The organism is Emticicia sp. 17c (assembly GCF_037153985.1).
Classification (GTDB): Bacteria; Bacteroidota; Bacteroidia; order Cytophagales; family Spirosomataceae; genus Emticicia.
Map to the genome: position 1 here is coordinate 227,300 of NZ_JBBAYI010000005.1, position 23,853 is coordinate 251,152.

The 23,853-nt window shown below is 45.5% G+C and carries 26 protein-coding genes and 1 CRISPR repeat array; of the genes, 14 read left to right on the plus strand and 12 right to left on the minus strand.

Features of this window, described 5'->3' with window-relative positions; translation table 11 throughout:
* Positions 1-1,680, minus strand: a complete 1,680-nt coding sequence (locus WAA15_RS12335) for a GH39 family glycosyl hydrolase (protein ID WP_442892795.1) — start codon at positions 1,678-1,680, stop codon at positions 1-3.
* The gene (locus tag WAA15_RS12340) at positions 1,601-1,948 is read right to left on the minus strand and encodes a hypothetical protein (protein WP_337043067.1); all 348 of its coding nucleotides are present in this window, start codon (positions 1,946-1,948) and stop codon (positions 1,601-1,603) included. The genes WAA15_RS12335 and WAA15_RS12340 overlap by 80 nt, the downstream gene beginning before the upstream one ends.
* A gap of 39 nt (positions 1,949-1,987) precedes the next feature.
* Here WAA15_RS12340 and WAA15_RS12345 point away from each other — a divergent pair, with 39 nt between their 5' ends.
* The gene (locus WAA15_RS12345) at positions 1,988-2,515 is read left to right on the plus strand and encodes a histidine phosphatase family protein (protein ID WP_337043068.1); all 528 of its coding nucleotides are present in this window, start codon (positions 1,988-1,990) and stop codon (positions 2,513-2,515) included.
* A gap of 4 nt (positions 2,516-2,519) precedes the next feature.
* Here WAA15_RS12345 and WAA15_RS12350 read toward each other — a convergent pair whose 3' ends face one another.
* The 4 genes from WAA15_RS12350 to WAA15_RS12365 form a co-directional block, all read right to left on the minus strand.
* Positions 2,520-2,717 carry a hypothetical protein gene (locus WAA15_RS12350; RefSeq protein WP_337043069.1) on the minus strand — a complete coding sequence of 66 codons (198 nt, stop codon included), beginning with the start codon at positions 2,715-2,717 and terminating at the stop codon, positions 2,520-2,522.
* Between the two features lie 43 nt (positions 2,718-2,760).
* Positions 2,761-3,603: a PIG-L deacetylase family protein gene (locus WAA15_RS12355; RefSeq protein WP_337043070.1), complete on the minus strand. Its 843-nt coding sequence runs from the start codon at positions 3,601-3,603 to the stop codon at positions 2,761-2,763.
* 117 nt (positions 3,604-3,720) lie between these two features.
* Positions 3,721-4,416, minus strand: a complete 696-nt coding sequence (locus WAA15_RS12360; RefSeq protein WP_337043071.1) for a helix-turn-helix domain-containing protein — start codon at positions 4,414-4,416, stop codon at positions 3,721-3,723.
* Positions 4,417-4,715: 299 nt separating this feature from the next.
* Positions 4,716-4,859: a hypothetical protein gene (locus WAA15_RS12365; RefSeq protein ID WP_337043072.1), complete on the minus strand. Its 144-nt coding sequence runs from the start codon at positions 4,857-4,859 to the stop codon at positions 4,716-4,718.
* Positions 4,860-4,874: 15 nt separating this feature from the next.
* On the opposite strand from WAA15_RS12365, the gene WAA15_RS12370 reads away from it, so the two are divergent.
* The 11 genes from WAA15_RS12370 (at position 4,875) to WAA15_RS12420 (ending at position 11,984) form a co-directional block, all read left to right on the plus strand.
* Complete coding sequence (locus tag WAA15_RS12370; protein ID WP_337043073.1) at positions 4,875-5,180, plus strand: hypothetical protein; 306 nt, start codon at positions 4,875-4,877, stop codon at positions 5,178-5,180.
* 397 nt (positions 5,181-5,577) lie between these two features.
* A complete protein-coding gene (locus WAA15_RS12375; RefSeq protein WP_337043074.1) occupies positions 5,578-5,817 on the plus strand; it encodes a hypothetical protein in 240 nt (79 codons plus the stop codon).
* Between the two features lie 20 nt (positions 5,818-5,837).
* Positions 5,838-6,158, plus strand: coding sequence for a recombinase RecT (locus WAA15_RS12380; protein WP_337043172.1), 321 nt, complete (start codon positions 5,838-5,840; stop codon positions 6,156-6,158).
* Between the two features lie 261 nt (positions 6,159-6,419).
* The gene (locus WAA15_RS12385; protein ID WP_337043075.1) at positions 6,420-7,052 is read left to right on the plus strand and encodes a recombinase RecT; all 633 of its coding nucleotides are present in this window, start codon (positions 6,420-6,422) and stop codon (positions 7,050-7,052) included.
* Positions 7,053-7,067: 15 nt separating this feature from the next.
* A complete protein-coding gene (locus WAA15_RS12390; RefSeq protein ID WP_337043076.1) occupies positions 7,068-7,394 on the plus strand; it encodes a hypothetical protein in 327 nt (108 codons plus the stop codon).
* On the plus strand, positions 7,391-7,657 hold the full coding sequence (locus WAA15_RS12395; protein ID WP_337043077.1) for a hypothetical protein: 267 nt from the start codon (positions 7,391-7,393) through the stop codon (positions 7,655-7,657). Before WAA15_RS12390 ends, WAA15_RS12395 begins: the two co-directional genes overlap by 4 nt.
* Positions 7,658-7,723: 66 nt before the next feature.
* Positions 7,724-9,382, plus strand: coding sequence for a hypothetical protein (locus tag WAA15_RS12400; protein WP_337043078.1), 1,659 nt, complete (start codon positions 7,724-7,726; stop codon positions 9,380-9,382).
* 376 nt (positions 9,383-9,758) lie between these two features.
* Positions 9,759-10,241: an AAA family ATPase gene (locus WAA15_RS12405; RefSeq protein ID WP_337043173.1), complete on the plus strand. Its 483-nt coding sequence runs from the start codon at positions 9,759-9,761 to the stop codon at positions 10,239-10,241.
* Between the two features lie 193 nt (positions 10,242-10,434).
* Positions 10,435-10,647, plus strand: coding sequence for a hypothetical protein (locus WAA15_RS12410; RefSeq protein ID WP_337043079.1), 213 nt, complete (start codon positions 10,435-10,437; stop codon positions 10,645-10,647).
* Positions 10,648-10,840: 193 nt separating this feature from the next.
* On the plus strand, positions 10,841-11,521 hold the full coding sequence (locus WAA15_RS12415; protein WP_337043080.1) for a CRISPR-associated endonuclease Cas6: 681 nt from the start codon (positions 10,841-10,843) through the stop codon (positions 11,519-11,521).
* 154 nt (positions 11,522-11,675) lie between these two features.
* Positions 11,676-11,984, plus strand: a complete 309-nt coding sequence (locus WAA15_RS12420) for a CRISPR-associated endonuclease Cas1 (protein WP_337043081.1) — start codon at positions 11,676-11,678, stop codon at positions 11,982-11,984.
* 400 nt (positions 11,985-12,384) lie between these two features.
* Positions 12,385-14,333: direct repeats of the CRISPR family, unit length 37 nt; unit sequence CTTCAAAAGCATAATCCAACAAAACAAGGATTGAAAC.
* Between the two features lie 189 nt (positions 14,334-14,522).
* On the opposite strand, the gene WAA15_RS12425 is transcribed toward WAA15_RS12420, so the two are convergent.
* The 5 genes from WAA15_RS12425 to WAA15_RS12445 all read right to left on the minus strand — a co-directional run bounded on the left by WAA15_RS12425 (position 14,523) and on the right by WAA15_RS12445 (position 20,463).
* The gene (locus tag WAA15_RS12425; RefSeq protein WP_337043082.1) at positions 14,523-15,311 is read right to left on the minus strand and encodes a 3-keto-disaccharide hydrolase; all 789 of its coding nucleotides are present in this window, start codon (positions 15,309-15,311) and stop codon (positions 14,523-14,525) included.
* 283 nt (positions 15,312-15,594) lie between these two features.
* Positions 15,595-16,410, minus strand: coding sequence for a 3-methyl-2-oxobutanoate hydroxymethyltransferase (gene panB / locus WAA15_RS12430; protein WP_337043083.1), 816 nt, complete (start codon positions 16,408-16,410; stop codon positions 15,595-15,597).
* 90 nt (positions 16,411-16,500) lie between these two features.
* Positions 16,501-17,778 carry a murein hydrolase activator EnvC family protein gene (locus tag WAA15_RS12435; RefSeq protein ID WP_337043084.1) on the minus strand — a complete coding sequence of 426 codons (1,278 nt, stop codon included), beginning with the start codon at positions 17,776-17,778 and terminating at the stop codon, positions 16,501-16,503.
* Between the two features lie 16 nt (positions 17,779-17,794).
* Positions 17,795-18,631, minus strand: coding sequence for a DUF4292 domain-containing protein (locus tag WAA15_RS12440; protein ID WP_337043085.1), 837 nt, complete (start codon positions 18,629-18,631; stop codon positions 17,795-17,797).
* A gap of 107 nt (positions 18,632-18,738) precedes the next feature.
* Entirely contained in the window at positions 18,739-20,463 is a 1,725-nt protein-coding gene (locus WAA15_RS12445) for a tetratricopeptide repeat protein (RefSeq protein WP_337043086.1), read from the minus strand.
* Positions 20,464-20,613: 150 nt separating this feature from the next.
* Here WAA15_RS12445 and WAA15_RS12450 point away from each other — a divergent pair, with 150 nt between their 5' ends.
* The gene (locus WAA15_RS12450) at positions 20,614-20,757 is read left to right on the plus strand and encodes a hypothetical protein (RefSeq protein ID WP_337043087.1); all 144 of its coding nucleotides are present in this window, start codon (positions 20,614-20,616) and stop codon (positions 20,755-20,757) included.
* Positions 20,758-20,792: 35 nt separating this feature from the next.
* A complete protein-coding gene (locus WAA15_RS12455; RefSeq protein ID WP_337043088.1) occupies positions 20,793-22,838 on the plus strand; it encodes a tetratricopeptide repeat protein in 2,046 nt (681 codons plus the stop codon).
* Here the strand turns inward: WAA15_RS12455 and WAA15_RS12460 are convergent.
* A complete protein-coding gene (locus WAA15_RS12460; RefSeq protein WP_337043089.1) occupies positions 22,832-23,665 on the minus strand; it encodes an NAD(P)H-binding protein in 834 nt (277 codons plus the stop codon). The genes WAA15_RS12455 and WAA15_RS12460 overlap by 7 nt on opposite strands.
* Between the last annotated feature and the right edge of the window lie 188 nt (positions 23,666-23,853).

Genomic DNA, 23,853 nt, shown 5'->3' on the forward strand with positions numbered 1-23,853 from the left:
TTACCAGTCGAATTTCAGTAACGAAACCCCCTGCCGCGGCAACTGAACGTTTAGTTGCAGGGTGCTGCCGGTGGTGTTAAGGTAAACCGGCGAGGTAAGGAGGCTTAGTTGTCCGGCTTTTTCAAGCTGGGTAATTTGTTCGGGTGTTGGGTTTTCGGGCGACCCCATCTTTTTCCATAGCTCGTAGGCATTGCTGTTTTCATTATCGATGCGGTAATGGTGCAGCCTGACCCTTGTGGCAGGCAAGCCTGTAAGCGTTAGGGCTATGTGTGCGTCGGGGGCTTGGAGGTCGTCGTCGTGATAATGCCAGAGCATTACGGCTGCCGAGCGGGTATCTTTGCTGGCAAGGGCGTTTATGTCGGCATAGGGGCCTCTCACGCTTGAGTCTCGCACGGTTATAAAATCATATTTCTGATTGCCCGTTACGGCCACTCTTTGCCCGGCCATCATGCCGAACATCCTGAAAACATTCAGCACGGGTTTGTCGATACCATTAGTGGCGAGGTCGCGGAAGCCATAAAAATAAGGTTGGTTCTCGAACTCGAACGACCAGCTTACGGCCGCTTTGAGGTTTACCTTGTGGTAGTCGGCAAGGGCATATTTACGGGCAAACGATGCCGCCGTATAGCTCGAGTACATAGTGCCGTTGCGGTAGGCATTCTGTGGGTTGGTTTTCATGCCACAGGCGGCGCAACCTTCGGGGTCCGACTCCCCAATGATGATTGGCAGGTGCTTGAGTGTCGGAAACGATGCCACAATTCTGAAACCTTCCGAAATATCTCTCAGTTGTGTACCCATGTTCATCTGCACGTGGCCGTCTACGATTTTGGGCGCACCTTTGGCATGAAACGAAATAAAATCGAGCGGGGAGCCTATTTTGTTGGTGGCATAATTACGGCCCGAAACACAATGTTTCAGAAAAGTTTGCAGAAACTCCGCTGCTTTGTTCCAACTGGGGCCGGTGGTTTCGGGGCCACCTATTTTAATGGTAGGCAAGGCACGCTTGGCGGCATCGGCCGTGAAGTCGTACAGTTGGCAGTATTCGTCAACGGTTCCTTTCCAGTAGCCAATGTTTGGTTCGTTCCAGAGTTCCCAATACCAGCTTTCTACTTCTTTCTTGCCGTAGCGTTCTACCGAATGCCTTACCCACTGGTATACCAGTTCGGCCCATTTTTTATAGTCTTTAGGTGGGTAGGCCCAGCCTTTGTAAATATCGTTATAGGGCATTCCGGGTTTCCAGTGGTGTTCGTAGGGTTGGGGGTGTGTCGAAAGTGCCTCTGGCATGAAACTAAACTGCGCCAGTGGTTTAATGCCCCGTTCGAGGTAGGTATCAAAAATCTTGTCAACAATAGTCCAGTCGTAGATGGGGTTACCTTTTTCGTCTTCGGTATAAACGTTGGTTGACCCCCACTTGAGTGTGAGGGTATCATGCCCTGAGGTGAGCAGGTTATGCGCCCTGAAATAGACCGGCACGGGGCTCATGGCCGAGAGTTCGGACAATAGTTTTTTGCCGTCACGCATATAGGCATAGTTAGGTTCGTCGGCTCCGAACCACGCCCACATGGGGGTCATGTCGCCTACTTTTTTGTTGAAATCAACCTCAATAATGGTTTGGGTGGTCTGGGCAAGAACCACAAGGCTCATCAAAGCCCCAATGCTTGCCAATAGGATTTTTTTCATGGAGTAGTAATGCTGAATAGATACCCACAAATGTAACCAAAAGCAGGGGTTTATGAAAGGGCTTGCAAGCACTACTTGGCGGTGTTTGCGCCCCAAGAATCATTTCCTGAATGATGCGCCCAAGCAAGCGGTAATATTGGGTAGGGGCGTATTCAACCAGTGCATCATGGCCTCTCTGAAACCCCCATAACGCCCGATACTCCCCCCGTTTGTGGGGTGGTAACGAATAATCTGCCCACAAAATTTTTATTTTATAGAGGTTTGCCAATACCTTTGCTGCCCGTAAAGTACTGGCAAATTAGTAAACATGAAAATAGGATTAGTAAGGCATTTTAAGGTAGCACAGCCACTACCTAAAGGTTTTTTGATTGACTTTGATACCCTGAGCAATTGGTTTGATAAATATGATGAGGCCGACGTGGTTACAGCCACCGTTGATATGCGCAACATTGCATGGCAGAAATGTTATGCAAGCTCAATGAGCAGGGCTACCAAAACGGCTCGGCATATTTATGAGGGGCCTATACATACACATGACGACCTGCGGGAAATTAACGTACTTGGCCTCATGAACAAGGCGCGTAAATTGCCAATTATGGTGTGGGCCTTAATAATTAAACGAAAAACCTTTACACGCAACGCTGTTTCGGTTGAGGCGCGCGATAAACTGAACGCCTTTGTTGATACGCTACTACAACAGCAAGAACAGGAAATTCTGGTAGTGAGCCACGGCTTTGTGATGATGTTTCTGCAAAAAGCCCTCACAGCCCGTGGTTTTAGTGGCGAAACGTTCGGGAATCCGGCCAATGGGAAGGTATATGTTTTTGAGAAATAACGCGCTACTGGTTTTTGTATCGGTGGCTTAATACGGATAAAATCACCAGCGTTATGAGGAGTAACAGGGCGATGGTTCCGAAGGAAATATCCGTTTTTTGCGGAATCTTATGCCCTGAACCATGAATCCCGAGCCAAGCAAATAAAGTTAGTGCCAGCAAAATGTTACAAATTACTTGAGCTACTTTTATGCGTATTTTCATATTAATTAGCTTTTACCACGCAGGTGCATGGTGCAAAAAACCTTTATTTTACTTCTGAAAAATATTCTTTGTCGAAAATACGGTAATAAATCCAGACAGGAATTTTGTCGAAATAGGGCTGCATATCGTTAAAAGTAGGCCGCTGCGACACGTGCAGCAGCATGGCTTGTTTCTTGAACGCACCCACAGCACTTATTTTAATGGCCATTGTGGGCGTAGGCAAGGTGGCATTCTTGCTGAAATTCCGCTTGAAGCTCGCCGAAATCTTCTTGGCGGTTTCAATCATGGGTTTGGGCAGGGTTACCTGATACAACTTCTTTACCGGAAAACCCTCGGAGCCTTTTTCGGCCAGAAAAATCTCTTTCGTGTATTGGGCTATCAGTCGGTGGTCGGGGTGGCCGTAAAGCCCTATCACGTCGTCATAGGTAATTAGCACCGTAGGCTGGTAGCGGGCTATTTTCTGGCGGATAACTTTCTTGAGGGTGTCGGGCGGTAGCAGGCTGATGCCGCTATCGGCGAAGTCAAGAATCTCCTGATTATCGACCCCTAGCAGTTGCCCCACTGCACGTAGCTCTTTCTCGCGGATTTTGGCCAGTGCGGTTTTCTTTTTGAGGGGGTCGGTTTCCTGCACCAGTCCGTTGGTTCCTCCGGCTTCGCCGTGCGTAAAAGTAATGAGGCTCGTTTCGATACCCTGTTGGTCGAGCAGCTTGAGGGTTCCTGCGCTGGTGATTTCGTCGTCGGGGTGCGGAAAAATAAACATCACCTTCTGGCCCGAAAACCCTTCGGCCATCGGCACGGAGTCGTCCTGCAATTGGCTACGGAGGTAAAAAAACAAGCCTGCCACTACAAGCAGGAGTATCACAAGGGCATACACAAGTTTTTTCATGAGGGTATGGGGTTGAGGGTGCTACAACAGCAGGGTAAAGATACCATTTTTAAATGGCTGGCGTATATAACAAGGCGGGAAAGATAAGCCCGCCTTGCTGCAAGGAGTTAAAATGCCCTAGAAGGTGCGCTTAACTACCTTGAAAATCTTGTTAATATCGTTGAGGCACAGGTTAAAATCGCAGTATTCGGGGCTATCGTTGCGGCTATGGCAGGTAATGGTGGCGGTTTCGCGGTCGAAAGCCACAATGTCTTTAAACAGAATATTGCGGCGGGTAATAATTATCCAGCCAAAGCGCGAGTCGCCAAAGCCATCCATCCATAAATCCATGGGCATTTCTTTGCCCAGCACGGTGGCGCGGTCGGGGGTGTCATCAATACGGCCGCCGTTCATGCTATCGCCCGAAATCCGAAAGGCCAGAAAATTGCCTTTGTCTATTTTGTCAATCACAAAAGGCACTTTTTCTTCAAAATGAAACGCGCCCGCTTCGCCGAAGTCGTCGAGGTAGCGGGCGTGTGCTTCAACGGTCAGCAGGGGTACTTCCAGCACAAGACCGCCTTCGTTGGTTCGGGTAAATCTGTTTCCGTTGTTATCTATATAGGCGCCGTCGTTGCCGGCTTTTTTGTAGTTCAGAAAAACCTCCCTGATGGTTTTCTCGGCAAGGCTCGACACCTTCCTGTCGCCACTTTCCCATAGCTGCACGGCTCTCATCGAAACGCCAACAAGTTCGGCGAACTCCGTTTGTGAGAGCTTATTTTTCTTGCGGAAACTTCTGATTTCGTTTCCTGTGATTGGAGGTATGCCGATAGTCATGGGGATGTCACGTTAAAAAAATAAAGAAAATATTTGAAATTTATTTGGATAATACGAACAAGTTCGTTATTTTTGTTCATGATTTATGAATAAGTATGTTTTTCACAACAAAAATACGCAAAATATGTAATTGTGCAAGTACTTTTTTTATAGATTCAAAAATGAACATCGCTAGCACCTGAATCCACACAACATCAGCCTGTTAGCTACCCACCACCCCGATGTTCAGGCGTGTTTATTGCTTGGGTAATTTTATAAAGCCTGCGTGTAAAGCGGGCAGTTATGTTCGAGAAGTTTTGTTACATATACTCATTGGCGCAGGGGTTTTGCCTCCTCACAACTAAGGCCCGCGCAACTGAGTATATGCCCGCAAAACGGGGCAGCAATGCCTGTGGTGCAAACCACCTGTTAGTTTTATCAACAACCACATACGGAATAATCATAAGGTAGGCTGCCTGATGAATATACCCACGCAACTTTGTTTGCTGCAACTAAAAATTAATAACTGGGCAGAAATGGCCCTGCTGATTAACAACGAATTTGAACCTGCCCCCGATGGCTTCGGCTGTGTTGTTCGGGGAGACAGGCTGGTGTGCAGCTACCTGAACGGCTACGATACCGACAAGGGCGATGCCTACACACCCGCAGGCGAAATGCCCCTGCTGGCAGATGTATCGCTGAGGTTTTCGGATACAACCACGGCTACGGAGGTGTACAGGCACATTCAGTATTCGGTCGATAAAGCACTGGCTACTGGCCTGTAATGGCCGCGGGTTTATGCCCGCAGGCAGTAAAAATGACAAATGTTTAACACAAAGCCTGTTTTGCCTTGCAGGCAGGCATTACCAATGATTTTAAAGTTATGTTTCATAGTTTGGGGTTAGAAATAAACAATGTACCGGAAAGCCTCCTTCAGTTTTTGGAGGAGCTTTTTTAAACCACACACTAACACCCGCATGAGCCACACAGTGGGGCCTGTGCCTGTACAAATACAAGCACTGGCCGTATGGCACAACTCATAACATAGTATACATATTTTAAGAGGAAAGTAAAAACCATAAACCCTCCTTCTGCTAGAAGGAGGTGTTTTTTAGCCTCGGCACTGATACACACCCAACCACTAAAAAACCTTGTTTGTTCAACTAAAACCACATACTAAACATGGCTTTCGGAGCGTTTCATATAAACCTACTATCAGTAATATTGTGTTTGGTGGCAAGCCTTGTGTTTATTCTGGTTTTTGCCGTTAAGCCAAAGTCGAGCCAGCAATATTATTATCAGATTAGCAAGCATAAAACTTATGACGAGAAAACCCCCTGGGAACTCTTCTGGCTGGCCATTGGCATTATTGGCAGCGTAGGGGCGGTTCTGATGGGTGTCTATCAGTTTACACGGGTGTAAGCCCATTTATATAATCCCAAATTAACAAGTTAAACAAAGTTATGTCAGAACAGGTAACAACCGCGCGGCAGAGCGCAAAAGACTTTTTCGAGAGGGGTTCGGTCAGGCAGAAGTTTGAAGAACTACTCGGAAAAAAAGCGCCGGCTTTTATTACGTCGGTGTTGCAGATTGTAGCCAGCAACGAGCTGCTTAAACGCGCCGACCCCACCAGCGTGTACCATGCCGCCGCCACCGCCGCCACGCTCGATTTGCCCCTTAACAACAACTTGGGCTTTGCCTATCTTGTGCCTTATAACGACAAAAAAAGCGGCAGGCAACTGGCTCAGTTTCAGATTGGGTAAACTTTTTGCCCACTATGCTAGCAATAGTATAGTTAAACCTCGTGAACCATCCGGTAAATGGGTGTCTATGCAAATAGGCTAACGGTGAAACCCGCCCGACAACCAAAACGGGTAATACCGTGCTTTATACAAAGGGCAAAAATGTATGAAGTGTAGAGACTAACTGCGGTGAGTGTAGCAGTGTAGAGGTGAGTTTACCACACCCCCAAGCGCGAGGCTTCCCGCTCTTCAGGAAGGGAAGAAGAGATAGTCCGACCCGCAATGATGGTAAAATTGTGGATGCCCGATAAAGGTTTCAAACAACTGGCTATCAGAAGTGGCCAATACCAGACCCTCGATGCCAAAATTGTGTATGAAGGCCAGAAAATTGACGATAACTCTTTTCAGGGGTTTCATTTTGACTGGTCACAGAAATTGAGCGACAGAATTATAGGCTATGCCAGTAATTTCAGGTTACTGAATGGCTACGAGAGTACCTTCTATATGGATGCCGAGGCAGTGCATAAGCATGGCAAAAGGTACTCGCAGACGTTTAAAAACGGAAAAGGTTTATGGGCCGAGGATTTCGACAAGATGGCACTCAAGACAGTAACCAAATTGCACCTTAACAGTGGTGACGCGCCGCTGTCGGTCGAAATGCAGAAGGCCGTTATTACCGACCAGTCGGTTATTCATAACGAAGAAGGTACAGAAGTGGAATACATTGACAACCAGCCCGACCTCGCCGATAGCGAGGAGGCCAACAAAGAACGCGAATGGTATCGTATGCTTGATTTTATCGTGAACGCCCAGAGCATTGAACAACTGGAGCTTATTGACGAACACGTGTATGATTTTGGCCTTGTTGAGGCCTACGAAAACCGTAAAAAAGAACTATTTGCCTATGCTAAATAGCCATAGAGGGAAGCAATGACCGCCAGACAGCCCATTGCCCTCCCGACATTTTTGTTTCATGAGTTTTTTGTGAACAGGCGCACAGGTATCAATGTGCGTATAAGGGTATCCGTTTGCTGTGACTATCTTGTCTGTTTACTTTTTTTCCTGACGTTACCGGCCTCGTACCGGCGGGGAACTGTTCGTGTTTTTTCGGAGGGAAACCCCCACGGCTGCCCGAAACAACACCGAACACCCCCGCCGTGCCAGAGGCAAACTGCCCTGCAAGCACCCAACAACAATTCTTCAGTTAATCCATTCATCTATTTTACGGCGCATAGCCGCATTGATTTATTATTATGACACGAGAAATGACCAATTACCAGAAAGCCGAAAACTACGAGACTCTGGTTAACCGCGAGGTGCGCATCACCCAGCACAACAACATTGATATTATTGGCAAAGTAACCGAAGTGGTGTATGACCGAAACCGCCTCGATAAAATCAATATCGAGCAGCACATCTTATGCCCCGAATTTGTAGGGCGTATCATGAAAGACACCAAACCTATGGTAGCCACCGTATATGTGCGCAATATTGGCGCAATTGATGTGCTTGATGAATAACCATAACTTACACACGGCGTTTCAAACAAAACAACAAGAATCTGATACCCAAAAACTGCAAGCACAATGAATTATATCGAAATCATGAATCATTTCTGGCGCGTAGAAGAAACCGCTCAATTTACGGGCTGGGAAACCAAATTGTTTTTTTATCTGGTAAAAACAGCCAACAGCTTGGGCTGGATTACCGAGTTCTGGCATTCTGACGCAAGGGTGTCGGCCAATGTTGGTATGAGTACAAACACCCTTAAAACATCCAGAAATCGGTTAAAACAATTCGGGTTGATTGCCTTTCGGGAGGGTGGCCACGGCCGTGGCGACAAAACCAAGTATCAGATTCTGCCCCCTAAGCCGTTGCCCAAAACTCTGCCCGCCCAACGCACAGCCAAAGCCGCTGCCAGTGCCGTAACCGACCCCAAAAGTTGTGAGCCAAAGCTGCCCGACACCAGCCCCGAAGCCGAACGGTTGGCGGCAGAAACACCACTAACTACCCCGAAAAGGTATCAGAATTTACCACCTGAGCAAGCAACAGATACAGAAAGGTGTCAGAATTTACTACCTGAGCAGGCAACAGATACAGAAAGGTATCAGAATTTACTACCTGAGCAGGCAACAGAGGCAAAAAGGTGTCAGAATTTACTACCTGAGCAGGCAACAGATACAGAAAGGTATCAGAATTTACTACCTGAGCAGGCAACAGAGGCAAAAAGGTGTCAGAATTTACTACCTGAGCAGGCAACAGATACAGAAAGGTATCAGAATTTACTACCTGAGCAGGCAACAGAGGCAAAAAGGTGTCAGAATTTACTACCTGAGCAGGCAACAGATACAGAAAGGTATCAGAATTTACTACCTGAGCAGGCAACAGATACAGAAAGGTGTCAACCATTAATACCTAATGTAGCACCTAATTTGATATCTAACCTGACCCCTAACCTAGACCCACTATATAAAAGAAAAGAAAAAAAAATAAATAATATTTCTACTACTACAAACAGCGAAAAAATTTATGTTTTTGAAAAAGAAGAAACGCAGATACAGGAAATCGAGACGACGCAAAATGACAATGTTTCAATATTTTCAGAATTTACTGAAAAAAATTCCGTATTTACTTGTCAGGCTGATTCGCAGATTTTAGAGAAAAGGGGTGTTTCATATTTTTCAGAAAAAAATGAAAATACTATTCCGTTGCAATTAGCTGAGGCAGAAAGCCACGTTATTTCAGATAAAATAAATTATTCAGAAAAAATAATTAATTCAGAAAATTCAGTTTGTTCTGAAAAAAACACAAAATCGGTGCGGTCGGGGGTGCGCCTAAAGCCCGATATAGCGGCAAAGCTCGCCAAAAAGGGCTTAAACATGAGCAAAGAGGCTTTCAGAACCGATTTACTGATGAGTGAAGCCTGCAAAATGGCTGCCAAAAGCCATTATATCTCTTTACAAGATTATCCACAGCTTGTGGATAACTTTGTTGAGACCAAGTTCGGGCTAGGCAAGCAGGACGAATGGAACAACCTCAACGATGCCCGCGCGCATTTTATCTACTGGACACCCTACTACAAAAACTACATAATGAACCATGATAGAAGACGCTATACCCCGACGACCACCACAGGCCGCCACATTGTCGAACAACGGAAGTTCGATAACTCAGTCGTTAAGTCAGATGCCTATGGGGTCTTACGCCGAGTTTCGGGAAAAGGAGTACAAACCTTTGCTGGATAAAATCTTTGAGGTTATTTACCCCATTTTGTCTACAAACGAGCATACCGCCCCACTGAACGATGCCCTGCGGCGGGAGTTTGTGCAATTGCTGGCCGATAAACTTACGAGCGAGTTTTTCGGGAAATCGTTCGACTTCCTGAAGAAGCAGCAAAAAAACGAGGCTATCGAAATGGCACAACGGCAGGTTGAGTTTCGGGAGGCGCGCATTAAAGCCATGCGTGGCGTTGGGCTGGCCGATTTCAAGGGCCGGATACTCATAAGCCTCGATGCTCTCGTGAAAGAGCGTAACCCCATGCGCAAGTTCATGCTCGATGCCTATTGTATCAGGGCTTTTGAGCTTTGCCTGAGCTATTTCCATGCGCCATCGGCCAGTGTCATGGACCGCAACAAGGGTATTTGCCTGCTGGGGCCTGTCGGAACGGGCAAATCGACCCTGCTGACGGCCTTCAAGGATAACCCCTTTGCGTCGTTCAGGATTGTGAAAGCACAGGATATTGTAGATAGTTACATCAATAACCCTGAGCAAACAATCAGGAAGATACTTTCGGAAAAACCCTTAACCGACGACGAAAACATCTATGGTTTCAGTAAATACGACGTGCTGATTGAAGAATTGGGGCGCGAGCAACTTTCGGTCATTGTGCGGGGCGATTCCTTCAAAACCACGCCCATAAACGTAATGGAGCGCGTCCTGATGGAACTCTACGACACGCCCAACATAAGAGTCCACCTGATTTCAAACGCCGAAACGCCCGAAAAACTGGCCTTGCTCTACGGCGAGGCCGCCGCCAGCCGCGTGTATGATATGTTTAACGTTATTACCCTTGACCCTAAAGCCCCCAACAGGCGTTTCGGCTGATTGTGGGTATTATACCTTATAATAAATAATGATTGCATCGAATAATTATTTTTTCAATATTTACGGCCCTTGAATTTGTTAAGCCAAACCCTCAGATTGCTGTGATGAAAAACTACATTCTTGTTATTTGCATGGCCTGTATAAGGGCTAGTGACTGCATACTTTGTAATAAAAATCTGAACTGAAAACACCTATGCTACAAACACTAATTAATATAGGAAAAGAAATAAGTAAGGGCCGCGATGAATGGGATGACATCATAGATACCCCTGCTATCTCAAATGAAAAGGGTTTCAGGCTTTATGCTGCCGAAATGCTTTTCGACATTGATGAAAACACTATCGTATTCGATGCTAATTCATTAAGAGAATATAGCGAAGAAATTATCAAAAGAAGAGTTCGATAAACACTATAAAAGAGATTTTCATCAGCACATCATTGCAGTGCCAAAGTATTATTGTGAGGCATTACAAGATTTCAATATGACTATTGATAACCTGAAAATTGCTCAAAAAAACGATTATGACCCCAATACTGGTTTCATTCGTCAAACAAAATCAGATGTAAAGTACAAACATCAAGCCCTATTTTTTTAGCCCATGCCAAAATCAACCATCAATATAACCAGAATCACGTTTCCAGAAATCAGCCTCAACGTGCGTGATGCCCATAAACTAAGAGGCTACTTCGGTAATTTATTTGCCGAACACGCCCCCATTCTCAGCAATCATTTTGATGACGGAAAACTCCGCTACAAATACCCCGAAGTGCAATATAAAGTAATTGAGCGCGTGCCAACACTCATCGGAATAGGAGAGGGCGGTAACCTGATGATTGAATTGTTTATGAAAATCAATCAGTTAGTTATTAACGGCCAAACCTTTGAGGTCTACAACAAAAACATAGCCCGCCAAACCTATACAATTGGAATTGATGAGGATTTACACCGTTATCGGTTTGAAACCCTCTGGATGGCCCTCAACCAAGACAACTACCCCAAGTACATCAATGCCGAATCGGAAAACGAACAAAAGGCCTTGCTAAAAAACAATCTCATTTCGCATATTCTGGCATTCTATAAAGGCATAGGACTTTTTCTTGAACCTCACGAACGCATCATGGCACAAATAAAGGTTTCGGAGCGTGAAACCCAATTTAAAAGCAAAAGTATGCTAGCCTTTGCCGGCGAATTTACCACTAACGCCCTCCTGCCCGACGGCATAGGCATCGGCAAGTCGCCCTCCAGAGGCTTCGGTACAATCAAGAAAATTGACAGTTAATACCACAAGGCCAACCCAAACACACTCAGCACACCACCGCCGAGCCAGTGGTTGGGTTAGTTTTGAGCGTGTAGCACACCGCATCCATAATTGTATATTCATTGAAACACTTTTGACACAAAGCTGACTAAAACAACCATTTTTATAATAAAAGATGCAAATATTTCTGAATTCCTACGGTATTTATCTGCACATCAAAGATGATATGTTCGAGATTAGAGTTCCTGTAAAAGACAGCGAACCCACCAAAACACATATTGCAGCCCATAAAGTTACTTCGTTTGTAATGACAACCTCGGCAGCACTAAGCACCGATGCCATACGGCTGGCACTCAAAAATAACATTGATATTATCTTCACCCACGCCAACTGGCATCCGATGGGCAGAGTTTGGCATAGCAAACTACGAAACCTACAAAACCCAGCTATTTTGTTACGTATGGTTAATAGAAGAAAACTTTAACTGCAAAGTAGAAAAAGGTTTTTTGGTTTATACAAGAAGCAATAACAAATTGGTAGCAGTCGAAGTAAGAGATTCCGACAACAGTTGGTCAAAGAATGTGCAAACGCAATAGCAACAATAATAGATAAAATTTGTATCCGAAGGCAACGAAATACAAACAAAGATGCTTAAATTGCACCTATAAGAATGTTTGCACCCAGTAATTCTGATTTCCGACCGATAATTTATTTTAAGACAGATAAAAATGGGCTACAAGTGTTTGACTATCAGTATTTTAAGTTTACGGAAAAAGTCAAAAAACAGCCCGGAAATGTTCTCTGACATATTGTAAAATGACAAAAATAACAAATCATATTTGCTCCGAATTCGTTAGTTATCAATGTTTTAGCATACCTAACGGCTTCAAAAGCAAAATCTAACAAAACAAGGATTGAAACCCAATTATAGCACCTTGTTCTGCATCGCTCGCCACCTTCAAAAGCATAATCCAACAAAACAAGGATTGAAACTTTTCATTGCTTAGTGTATTATAGACACTTGCAATGAACTTCAAAAGCATAATCCAACAAAACAAGGATTGAAACGAAACTCTTGTGAAATTCCAAATAGTGTTTTTCTTTCCTTCAAAAGCATAATCCAACAAAACAAGGATTGAAACAATTATACTCCTCAGTGCATAAATACGCCTCTTGTACTTCAAAAGCATAATCCAACAAAACAAGGATTGAAACCGTCAGTATTTTGTACGGCCGTACCAAACAAGTAGTCTTCAAAAGCATAATCCAACAAAACAAGGATTGAAACTCGTCCTCAGCCGTGGCAATAAATTCACCATATTTTGCTTCAAAAGCATAATCCAACAAAACAAGGATTGAAACTCATTTTCACAATTATTTCAGACGTTCTAACCGCCTCTTCAAAAGCATAATCCAACAAAACAAGGATTGAAACAAACTATTAGGCGTTCGATTAAATGACAAAATTTCTCTTCAAAAGCATAATCCAACAAAACAAGGATTGAAACTTTGAAAGGATATATCGCCTTTGCGATATTGCTCTATCTTCAAAAGCATAATCCAACAAAACAAGGATTGAAACTAAAAACTGATGTTATGGAAAAGATAATTGAAAAAGACTTCAAAAGCATAATCCAACAAAACAAGGATTGAAACGGTGTTTTTTTTGCATATTTGTATTACATGTTTAATGCTTCAAAAGCATAATCCAACAAAACAAGGATTGAAACTCTTTACTCCATTTAACATCGTAGGAAGCCAATCTTTCTTCAAAAGCATAATCCAACAAAACAAGGATTGAAACTATACTCAATGTATTCAAGAGGTATGGCTTCGTATGTACTTCAAAAGCATAATCCAACAAAACAAGGATTGAAACTTTCACCATTAAATCTCTGTATAACTCCAGATGTGTCTTCAAAAGCAAAATCCAACAAAACAAGGATTGAAACTGGTCTACGTTGCTTACATTTTGCTTGCCTTCTTTCTTCAAAAGCAAAATCCAACAAAACAAGGATTGAAACAATTTAAGTAGTCGCAAAGATGTAATCCAGTTACACATCTTCAAAAGCAAAATCCAACAAAACAAGGATTGAAACTATACTACATGAATATGCAAATCACCCATGTTATCCTTCAAAAGCATAATCCAACAAAACAAGGATTGAAACATTCTCTATCTACGTATTTGTCGATATTATCGAATTCTTCAAAAGCATAATCCAACAAAACAAGGATTGAAACCGAATGGTAAGAAGGATTCATATTTTGACCAAGAACTCTTCAAAAGCAAAATCCAACAAAACAAGGATTGAAACTATAACAATCCATACATAGCAACAATCGGCGGCAAAAACTTCAAAAGCAAAATCCAACAAAACAAGGATTGAAACGGTTGCCCCGCTCCATCGCCAAACCATGCGGTACTAACTTCAAAAGCAAAATCCAACAAAACAAGGATTGAAACACCTTTGTAGTTGTCAACCCTAACGAAGTACTATTCTTCAAAAGCAAAATCCAACAAAACAAGGATTGAAACATTATTATAATCAGCCTATCAGTAAAATCATAAGACTTCAAAAGCATAATCCAACAAAACAAGGATTGAAACAATAGGGTATATAAGATTTTTCAAGAGGGGTCTTTAACTTCAAAAGCAAAATCCAACAAAACAAGGATTGAAACAAACCTAAAACTTCTATTCTGCCAGTGCGTTTGTGCCTTCAAAAGCAAAATCCAACAAAACAAGGATTGAAACATCCCATGAGCACGACTTAAATACATCAATACTTTTTCCTTCAAAAGCATAATCCAACAAAACAAGGGTTGGGCGACGGAGGTAGGCCTGATGGTAGTTTTGGCAGCTTCTATTAAGGTGGGGTAAGACCCTCAGCGGCTTTGTATGTGCAGCATAGTTATGTAGGGTAGTTGGTGTGTTGTTGGAGCCACCCCAACGCATATAAACACCAATGCCACCGCCGAAGCCGTGGCATTGGTGCTACAAATATATTTCAATGGGGTATTATAGTCTTCTAATCCAGATGTTTCTGAACTGGGTTTTGTTACCGTGGTCTTGTAGGTGCAATACATCTTCGCCGTGTGCTTCGGGGTAAAGGTGTAAGCCTATGTAGTTGGTAAGCCCCAGAATGGTGGTGTTGTTCTGGATTACTACACCGTTGTGTAACACTGTAATGCGTGCGGGGTAGTCGAGGCGGCCATCTGGTTTGAAACGCGGAGCCGTATAAATTACGTCGTAGGTGTTCCACTCAAGCGGGCTGCGGGTTACGTTTACCAACGGAGCCGCATCTTTATATATACTTCCGGCCTGACCATTGCGGTAAGTACGGTTCTGGTAAGAATCTAACACTTGTAGCTCGTAGCGGTCCTGAAAGAACACCCCACTATTGCCACGGCCCTGGCCTGCACCTGCTACTGAGTCTGGCGCGCTCCATTCGATGTGCAACTGGCAGTCGCCGAATTTAAGTTTGGTTTTGATGTCGCCGCTGCGGGGTACTACCTCCATAACACCGTTAACAATTTTCCATTTGGCAGGGCTGCCGTCTTTGGCACTTACCCATTGCGATAAATCTTTTCCGTCGAAAAGCACAATAGCGTCAGAAGGGGCATCGGCGTTGGTTTTGCCCGGTGTTACTACCACTACTTCAGGGTTCCAGATTTCGGTCATTTCTGGTTTCATAGGCATTGGCGAAACCTCTGGCGGTGTAGATGGATTTTTGGTCTGGGCTTGAGCATTTACGCCGATTAACACGGCAAGAGCAAACGATGAGGCTAAAATCTGTATTTTTTTCATCTTGGTAAATAAGGTTGAATGTTACTGTGTCTACCAACCCGCAAAGGCATATATACGCCAATGCAATAGCCGTAGATTCAGACTGCAAGCTACAAGTTTTTTAAAAAGATTAGGTCAAAAATTTAAGAAAATTTATTCGGAACAGCGTTTTGGCAACATATTTCCGGCCCTGCACGGGTTTGCTCCTAAAGCCACCAGACTGGGCTTGATGCCAGAAAAACAAAAAAAACGTGCAAGCCTCCGTTTCGGACGGGCCTGCACGTTTTACCCTGCCAACAGGGTTTTAATAAGATTCTTTCTCGTTGGGGAAATCGGCCGATTTTACGTCTTTGGCGTAATTCATGACGGCCTCGGTCATGACGGTGTGGAGGTCGGCATAACGGCGCAGAAAACGTGGCGAAAACTCCTTGTTAATGCCCAGCATATCATGCACCACCAGAATCTGCCCGTCGCAATGCGGGCCAGCCCCAATGCCGATGGTCGGGATACTGACGCTCTCGGTTACTTTTTTGGCCAGTTCGGCCGGAATTTTCTCTAGTACTACCCCAAAGCAGCCCACTTCGTCGAGCATTCTGGCGTTTTCAATCAGTTGGGCGGCTTCTTCTTCTTCCTTCGCCCGAACGGCATACGTACCAAATTTATAGATTGATTGCGGCGTAAGCCCCAGATGCCCCATAACCGGAATGCCCGCGCTCAGGATACGCACAATTGATTCTTTCACTTCGATGCCTCCTTCGAGCTTCACGGCGTGGCCGCCTGATTCTTTCATGATACGGATAGCCGACCGCAGGGCTTCGGACGAATTGCCCTGATAAGACCCAAAGGGGAGGTCGACCACCACCAGCGCGCGTTTAACGGCTTTTACTACGGCTTGTGCGTGGTATATCATGTTATCGACGGTAATGGGGAGGGTGGTTTCATGCCCCGCCATTACGTTTGAGGCCGAGTCGCCCACCAGAATCACTTCTACGCCTGCGCCATCTACAATTTTGGCCATCGAGTAGTCGTAAGAAGTAAGGCAGGCAATTTTTTCGCCTTTGCGTTTTAGCTCTTGAAGCGTGTGAGTAGTAATGCGTTTTATTTCAGAATGAGTTGACATATATAGGGGTGATTTATCTCGAATCAATAACAATGTTTTTACGGCTTGGGTTTCGGCCAAAGGCCACACAGCCGTTATTTAATGGAAGCATCAGCGCGGAACCAGCCAGCTTTCGGGGTTGAGCCTTTCGGTGTTGTGCCATATCTGGAAATTGATTTCGGTAGCTCCGCTCGATACGCCAGCAGTGCCAATGGTTTCTTTGGCTGCAATTTTTTGCCCCACCGAGGCAAAAACCTGATTTATATTGGCATATACCGTAAAGTATTCGCCGTGCTGAATAGTTACTACCTTGCCCAGCCCGGGTATTTCGGAGATGTCTTTCACGGTGCCGTCATACACCGCGCGCACAGTAGCATTTGAGGGGGTCTGGATGTCGATACCGTTATTATTAATTAGCACGCCATGTAGCACGGGGTGTTCTTTTACGCCGAAGCGGTCCGAGATAAACCCACGTTGCACAGGCCACGGCAAACGCGCCCGCGAAGCCCCAAACGAACGCCCCAGCGCGGTTTCTGCGCCGTCGAGATTCTCTGATTTTTTGGCGGGTTGTTTGGTTGGGCGGTTTTTGGCAATTTTGGCTTCTTGGTCCTGAAGTCGCTCGCGCTCTTTGTTCTTGCGTGATATTTCGCGGGCTACGATGTTGGCAATGAGGTTGTCGAGGCGGGTAACCGAGCGTTTCGATGCCTCAATTTCGGTTCGGAGGTCTGTTTCTTTCTTTGATAACTCGCCCACCATGGCTGTCTGGCGGGTTTTGAGGTCTTCAAGGTTTTTGGTTTCTACTACTTTGGCCGAAAGTATCCGTTTTTTGTCGGAGCGTTTGCCCTCAAGGTTACTTTGGCGTTCGCGCAGCAGGGCAGCCACCTTGTTCATCTGAATTACCTGCGCCTTGCGGTTTTCGGTGTATTGCTGCAAATATTTATACCGCATGAATAGCTCGTTGAACGACGAAGCCGAAAACAGGAAACTCAGCTTGTTGAGCTTACCACTGTTTTTAGAAGCCGAGTAAAGCATGGCGGCGTATTCTTTCTGTAATTGTTGCAGTTTGGTTTCAAGCCCTTCTTTGGCACTCACGATGTCCTGCATTTCCATGTCGATGAGGTCAATATCCTGCTCCATGAGGTTAATTTGCTCTTCCTGCGACGAAATCTGTTCTTTAATGGCTTTAATATTGCCAACCGTTACTTCCTTTTGTGCCTGTGCGTTTTCGAGGGCTTTTTTGGTTTCGGCAATTTTTTCCAGATTCCGTTTTTTTTCGTTTTCCAGTTGGGCGCGTGTTTTTTTAGTACGCTGGCCGTAGGCTGGCGCACCCGTCAGGAGTGAAGCAAACAAGCACGTGAGCAACAGATATGTGAGTTTTTTTAAGGGCATCAGCTACTGGTTTGGGCTATTTAGGCGAGTACCCCTTCGGAATACTGAAACTAAAGCCGGGGCTTTCGTCTAAAAAGTCGATTCTATTATGCTGCAAATTTATTAAAGTCTGCGCGGTTTTGTCATCTTTTGGGGCTTCAATCTTTGCCATGATTTCCTGCGGGAATAAAAAATTATTGATAGCCAGAAAATTACCGTAGTCAATTTGCATTTTGCTAGTGCCTGTGGCATCGGAGGCCATCAGTTTCTGCAATTTCAGGGTAGGCTCGGCTATGAAGTTTTCTATCTGCACAAAATCCTGTTTCTGCCTGATAGCAAAGCCGCCGTCTTGCTTCAATACCTCGTCGTTTTCGGTTTTCCTGACAGGCATATTGCCAATCAGTATCGACTGCACCAAGTCGTAGCTCAAATTAAAATTAAACTGCTTGCTAAGGGTGGCAAAATCGTACTTGTAGTAGTTGCGGTGCAGCCTGTCCAGAAAAATAACCGAGTCACGCGTGATAAGCCCACGGGCTACTTCCAGCCCTACGGCTACCGACAACCATATTTTATTGTCTTTTTCGATATGAACCGTCAGCGGAAACGACTGGCTGTCGTTGTCGGACGAATAATTGACTTTGGATTTTATTCTCAAAAACCTGAAATCGACCTCGGCAGGGTTTACATCTACTTTCGTGGCACTGGTAACCGTTCCGGTATTGCCCGCAGAAGGCACTTCCACCGGAGTGCCTGCCACCGGATTGCCTGCCACAGCCACGGAGTCGATAGCTGTTGTTTTGCTGATTTTGTTACGTTTACAGGAGGTAGTAAAAAGTACTGTAAAACAACTTATAGCCAGAATGAAATGACGCATATATGTGTGAGTTTAAAGTTTGCTTTGCACACCTCAGGCGGGCATTGCCAGCACCAAACGCTTGTCGGGGCAAATGTATCAACAGGGTTAAGCAGGTGAGGGGGGGCTTATTCAATTAACTGGCCCGATTGTATTTTCTTTTCTATGTTCAGACTATTCTCGCCCATCTGGCGGGCTTTTTTCCATTGTTCAAGAGCTTTGTCTTTTTCGCCTAGCTGAAAAAGCACATCGCCGTAATGTTCTACAATAGTACCACTCACGCCCGATGCCTGTTTAACGGCGCGCTCGAGCAACTCGCGGGCTTTCTGGTAATCTTTCATGGTATAAAGCACCCACGCGTGGGTGTCCAGGTAGGTAGCGTTGTTGCCCGCTTTTTGGGTTAGGCGGGTCGATAACTCCAGCGCACGGCTGAGTTTGTCTTTACGTAGCGACAAATAGTAGCTGTAATTGTTCAGCACGTGTTCGTTGTTGGGGTCGAGTTTCAGCACGGCTTCGTAGGCATCGTCCGACTTGCCGTATTGTCTGGCTTCGTTGTAGGCATCGCCCAGCAAGGCATTTACGTAGAGGCTAAGCTCGGCGTTATCCTGCGATAAATTACGGGCTTCTTCCAGCGCGGTAATGGCTTTTTCGTAATCTTTTTTGGTGAGGTTGGCCACACCGTTATGATACCAGAAAAAAGCCTGATTAGGGAAGTACTCAAGGGCTTCGTCAGAATGCTTGATGAGCATATCTGTTTCGTTGAGTTTCGAGTCTATTTCAATGATAGCCATCCAGACCTCAAACACCGACTTGTCGAACTCCGTCGATTTCAGGTAGTTTTCGCGGGCGGCGGTCATGTCGCCTTTTTTCATGAGCAGGTCGCCCAGCACCACATAGCCTTTGGCTTCTTTAGGGGCCTGTTTAATGAGTGCCTGCGTCATGCTAATGAGGTTCTGCTGTGTTTTTTCGCTTTTATCGTCTTGTGTCATGAGCAAATAGCTCGACAAAATCTTGAATTTCACGTCAGAGCCAAGATTCGGGTTCGCGAACGCCACCTGTAATTCTTGGCTACACTTGTCCATGTCGCCTTTTTTGCGGTAAATCTCGGCCAGCAAAACGTGTGCCTCGGCAAAGTCGGGGTTGCGTTTCAGCGAGTTTTCGAGCATTTTCAGGGCTTGGTCGTAGCGTTGGTTCGAAATCAGAATCTGCGCTTGTTGCACCACATATTCAGGTTCGGTGGGTTCGGAGGCAATCAGGCGGTCGCCTTCTTCAATGGCTTTTTCGAGTTTATTCTGTTTGAGGTAAATCAGTTGTTTCTGATGCGTGATTTCCTCGCTCATGCCAATGGTTTTTTCTATTTTGTTATAAACATCAACGGCATCGGAGTATTTATCCTGCATAATGTAGGCGTTCGATAAATCGAGGTAGTTGTCTACGTCAGTAGGGTATCTGTCGGCCAGTTTTTCAAACACCTGTGCGGCTTCCTTGTAGCGTTTTTGTTTGATATAGATTTCGCCCAGAAACTTCTTGTAAAACTTGTTGTCGTCGTCGGCTTTAGTGGCTTTTTCGCCGTAAGCCGTAGCGTTGGCAATATCGTTGGTAGCCAAGTAACACTTGGCTATCATGAAATAAGTGCCAGAGCTTGCCGGATTCAGTTCGGCTGCTTTCTTGAAGTGTATCAGGGCTTTGTCGTAGGTTTCGGCAATAAAGAATTTCATGCCATCGGTAAAAACGGCCTCGGCTTGTAGTTCTTTTTCAGAAATGGTGCCATCGGCTGCTTTTTTGTTTTTCTGCGCCAGCCCTGCAACGGGCAAACACAAAAACGCCCAGATTATGATTCGTGCTATTTTCATTCACAGATTGATTGTAGGTATTTTAACGCCCAAATGCCTCAGATATTGCCTGAGTAAAGGGCAACATTCTTGCCAAAGAATAATCAAAGTTCTTTAAATTATTGGACAATACAAAAAAAGAAACGGCCGAATTACGAAGCAAAGGGCCGAATGTGTTTCTGGCCTGATGAGCGGTTGCGCAAGCGGCCACCACGCCCTCAGGCGGGGCGTGTGCCTTTGGTGGGCTTTGCCAACAAGCTGCAAATGGTAGTTTGTGTTACTTATGCAGCTTTGCCTGTTGCTTTGGCAAGATAATTGGAATATTTTTGTAAACCTGATTAACCCCCGCGATGTCAAAACAGAAGTCTCAACCTAAAAAAAGTACGCCCTTACACACGGCGGCTGTACCTAAAACAGCCCCACAGGCCCGCCCTGAATATGGTTTTTCGATACCCGAAAAATGGGTGCCTGCCATACTGGCCCTGCTGGTTTTGCTGAGTTATGTTCCGGTCTGGCAAAATTCTTTTGTCTGGGACGACAAACCCTACATTACCCTGAACGAGTTGGTAAAAAATTTCGATATTAAAGGCATTTTTACCGAATACGTGGTGGGTAACTACCATCCGTTTACGGTCTTGACACTGGCCGTTGAGTACGCCCTCGTAAAAGACCAGACGTGGCTCTACCATCTGGACAACCTCGTGCTGCATATCCTGAATAGCTGGCTGGTGTTCAGGCTCATACAAAAACTAAACGGCAATAGCCTTGTTTCGTTGGTTACGGCGGTGCTGTTTGCCATTCATCCGCTGCACGTAGAGTCGGTGGCGTGGGCAGCCGAGCGTAAAGATGTGCTGTATACACTGTTTTTGTTGTTGTCGTTCTGGTATTACCTTCGTTTTGACGAAACCCGCAAAATGGGTCTCTATGTGGTGTCGGTGCTGTTGTTTGTGGCCTCGTGTTTGTCGAAGGGTATGGCCGTGGTGTTGCCCGCCCTTTTGCTGGTTACCGACTACTGCCTGCTTAAAAAGCCGCTGAGTTTCAGACTGTTAATTAACAAGATTCCGTATTTTATTATAACGCTGGTGTTTGCGTATCTGGCCACACACGCCCAGAAAGATGCCGGAGCCGATGCCACAACGGTTATTGGCGGCTCATATACTACCGGCGAGCGCGTACTGCTTACGGCCTACGCTTTTTGTTTTTATTGGGTAAAAACCCTGTTGCCGTATCCGTTGTATCCGTTTTATCCTTACCCCAACAAACTCACGGGGGGGCTTCCGGCTGTTTATTCGCTGGCCTTGCTGGGGCTGCTGGGGCTGGTGGCGGCACTTGTGTGGTTTGGCCGGAAAGATAAACGCATCTGGTGGGCAGGGGCGTTTTTCCTGATAGCCATTTCGACCGTCTTGCAGATATTACCTGTGGGGAGCGCACTCGTGGCCGACCGCTATTATTACCTGTCGTCGATAGGGCCGCTGTTTCTGGTGGGCTTGCTGGTAAATAAATTTTATGCTGCCTCCAAAAGTGCCTTTACGGGTTTTGTGGTGGTGGCAGCGGTGCTGTGTGTAATGACCTTCCTGCAAACAGGCAAATGGAAAAACGAACTGGTGCTTTTTACGGGGGCTGAAAAGGCTTTCCCGAACGATGCCATGGTGCTGAGTAACCTGGGGTGGTATTACCTCGACCACAAGGAGTTTCCGACGGCGAAACAATACCTGATGCGCGCCGATGACGGCGGCTTTAAAAATGCCGACGTATGCCGCACCATTGGGTCGATGTTTCTGGATGAAGGCGACACCCAGACAGCCCTGAAATATTTTGAAAAAGCCACGCAATACCTGCCGAAATCGAACCGCACAAACTGGCTCTTTGCCACGGCTTATTACCGCCTTAACGATTTTGCCAATGCCAATAAATATTATAAGCTGACGCTCGACACCGAACCTGATAATGCTGAATACTGGACTTCTTACGGGTTGTCGTTGATGGGTGGCGGCAATACTGCCGAAGCACGCAAGGCTTTCAAACAGGCTTTACGTATAAAACCCGATTATTGGGATGCCGCGCTCAATTATGCGTTTTCGTACCGGAAAGAAGGGGATTTCGAGCAGGAGGTAAAAGAACTCGACAAACTCATCAGCAAAGCTCCGGCGTATTTGCCCGCTTACAAAAACATAGGGGTTACTTACACAGACCTGAAACTGGACGACAAAGCCGTTGAGTATTGGGTAAAAGCCGCCATCAGGGATTCGACCGGAGACTTTGATTATAATATCGGTATTAACTACGCCAACCGCCAGAACATCGAGGTTGCCAAGCAGTGGTACATCAAGGCCGCAGCCAAAGGCAACCAGAATGCCAGAGCTATTCTGAAAAAGAACGGTGTGGCGGGTTATTGAGGTTTCTGATAGAAAAAATCGAGCGGGTTTTCGTAAATAAACCGATACGCCGACTCGGCCAGCCATTTTTTCGGACTTACTATCTTGTAGGGCTGTGGCTCAGGCTGGCTAACAAATTCGGGCATTTCGTAGCCTAGCTCCTGACAGTTACGGGCGTAGATTTCTTTACGCAGCGGATGAACCGGTGAAACAATATTGAAGGTCTGGTTCCAGAGCTGACGCTCAATAACAGTTTCGATGATTTGAACCACATCGTCGCGATGAATATAATTAACCGGAATGTCGCCAGTGGTTAGCCCTTTCCAGCCTGAAAAATACTTGGCCGGAATGCGGTCGTAGCCCATTAAGCCCGCTGCCCGCAGAATAGTGGCAGGTAAAGGGTAGTTTCGTATGAGGTTTTCGGCTTTCAGCATGGTAGGGCTGGCAGAAGCCTCAGGCGTTTGCACGTCTTCTTCTGCTACTTCGCGGTTCAGGTCGGGGTAAACCGAGGTCGAACTCACATAAATAATATTCCTGACACCCGACGTTTCCAGTACTTGTAGCAAATTGGCTATCTGTTCTACGTGGGCATCGGTTTTCTGCAAGCTGATTCGGGGCGGAATATTGATGATAAGCACATCCGTATCGAGAAAGTTATCCACATATTCACATTCTACCTGTGGATTAATCCGCATCAGGTAAGGTTCAATGCCATTTTCCTGCAAAAGAGGCAGTTTTTCGGGGTGCGTAGTGGTTCCTTTTACCAGATACCCTTTGGCCGACAAATATTTGCCGAGTGGCAAGCCCAGCCATCCACAGCCTACAATGCTTATTTTTATGGGGTTCATTAGTGGGGAGAAACAAGAGTTTGAAAAATTATATGTTGTATCTGGGGCAAATATAATAGCATAGCGTGAAAGTATTGCGGTCAATAGTGCTGTTTACTCCAACAAAATCGTGCAGTTGAAGCAAGAATAAACAGAGCCAAAGCCACAAGGTATTATACGAATTGTGTAGTAAATTGGGTTGTGTTCTT

Coding starts and splice junctions, on each gene's coding strand:
- WAA15_RS12460 (WP_337043089.1), bottom strand. CDS start 23,665: ATGAACCCCATAAAAATAAGCATTGTAGGCTGTGGATGGCTGGGCTTG.
- WAA15_RS12355 (WP_337043070.1), bottom strand. CDS start 3,603: ATGAAAAAACTTGTGTATGCCCTTGTGATACTCCTGCTTGTAGTGGCA.
- WAA15_RS12415 (WP_337043080.1), top strand. CDS start 10,841: ATGCCAAAATCAACCATCAATATAACCAGAATCACGTTTCCAGAAATC.
- WAA15_RS12390 (WP_337043076.1), top strand. CDS start 7,068: ATGACCGCCAGACAGCCCATTGCCCTCCCGACATTTTTGTTTCATGAG.
- WAA15_RS12420 (WP_337043081.1), top strand. CDS start 11,676: ATGCAAATATTTCTGAATTCCTACGGTATTTATCTGCACATCAAAGAT.
- WAA15_RS12425 (WP_337043082.1), bottom strand. CDS start 15,311: ATGAAAAAAATACAGATTTTAGCCTCATCGTTTGCTCTTGCCGTGTTA.
- WAA15_RS12370 (WP_337043073.1), top strand. CDS start 4,875: ATGAATATACCCACGCAACTTTGTTTGCTGCAACTAAAAATTAATAAC.
- WAA15_RS12440 (WP_337043085.1), bottom strand. CDS start 18,631: ATGCGTCATTTCATTCTGGCTATAAGTTGTTTTACAGTACTTTTTACT.
- WAA15_RS12445 (WP_337043086.1), bottom strand. CDS start 20,463: ATGAAAATAGCACGAATCATAATCTGGGCGTTTTTGTGTTTGCCCGTT.
- WAA15_RS12385 (WP_337043075.1), top strand. CDS start 6,420: ATGATGGTAAAATTGTGGATGCCCGATAAAGGTTTCAAACAACTGGCT.
- WAA15_RS12345 (WP_337043068.1), top strand. CDS start 1,988: ATGAAAATAGGATTAGTAAGGCATTTTAAGGTAGCACAGCCACTACCT.
- WAA15_RS12360 (WP_337043071.1), bottom strand. CDS start 4,416: ATGACTATCGGCATACCTCCAATCACAGGAAACGAAATCAGAAGTTTC.
- WAA15_RS12435 (WP_337043084.1), bottom strand. CDS start 17,778: ATGCCCTTAAAAAAACTCACATATCTGTTGCTCACGTGCTTGTTTGCT.
- WAA15_RS12395 (WP_337043077.1), top strand. CDS start 7,391: ATGACACGAGAAATGACCAATTACCAGAAAGCCGAAAACTACGAGACT.
- WAA15_RS12405 (WP_337043173.1), top strand. CDS start 9,759: ATGGACCGCAACAAGGGTATTTGCCTGCTGGGGCCTGTCGGAACGGGC.
- WAA15_RS12410 (WP_337043079.1), top strand. CDS start 10,435: ATGCTACAAACACTAATTAATATAGGAAAAGAAATAAGTAAGGGCCGC.
- WAA15_RS12335 (WP_442892795.1), bottom strand. CDS start 1,680: ATGAAAAAAATCCTATTGGCAAGCATTGGGGCTTTGATGAGCCTTGTG.
- WAA15_RS12450 (WP_337043087.1), top strand. CDS start 20,614: ATGTGTTTCTGGCCTGATGAGCGGTTGCGCAAGCGGCCACCACGCCCT.
- panB (WP_337043083.1), bottom strand. CDS start 16,410: ATGTCAACTCATTCTGAAATAAAACGCATTACTACTCACACGCTTCAA.
- WAA15_RS12350 (WP_337043069.1), bottom strand. CDS start 2,717: ATGAAAATACGCATAAAAGTAGCTCAAGTAATTTGTAACATTTTGCTG.
- WAA15_RS12455 (WP_337043088.1), top strand. CDS start 20,793: ATGTCAAAACAGAAGTCTCAACCTAAAAAAAGTACGCCCTTACACACG.
- WAA15_RS12375 (WP_337043074.1), top strand. CDS start 5,578: ATGGCTTTCGGAGCGTTTCATATAAACCTACTATCAGTAATATTGTGT.
- WAA15_RS12400 (WP_337043078.1), top strand. CDS start 7,724: ATGAATTATATCGAAATCATGAATCATTTCTGGCGCGTAGAAGAAACC.
- WAA15_RS12365 (WP_337043072.1), bottom strand. CDS start 4,859: ATGATTATTCCGTATGTGGTTGTTGATAAAACTAACAGGTGGTTTGCA.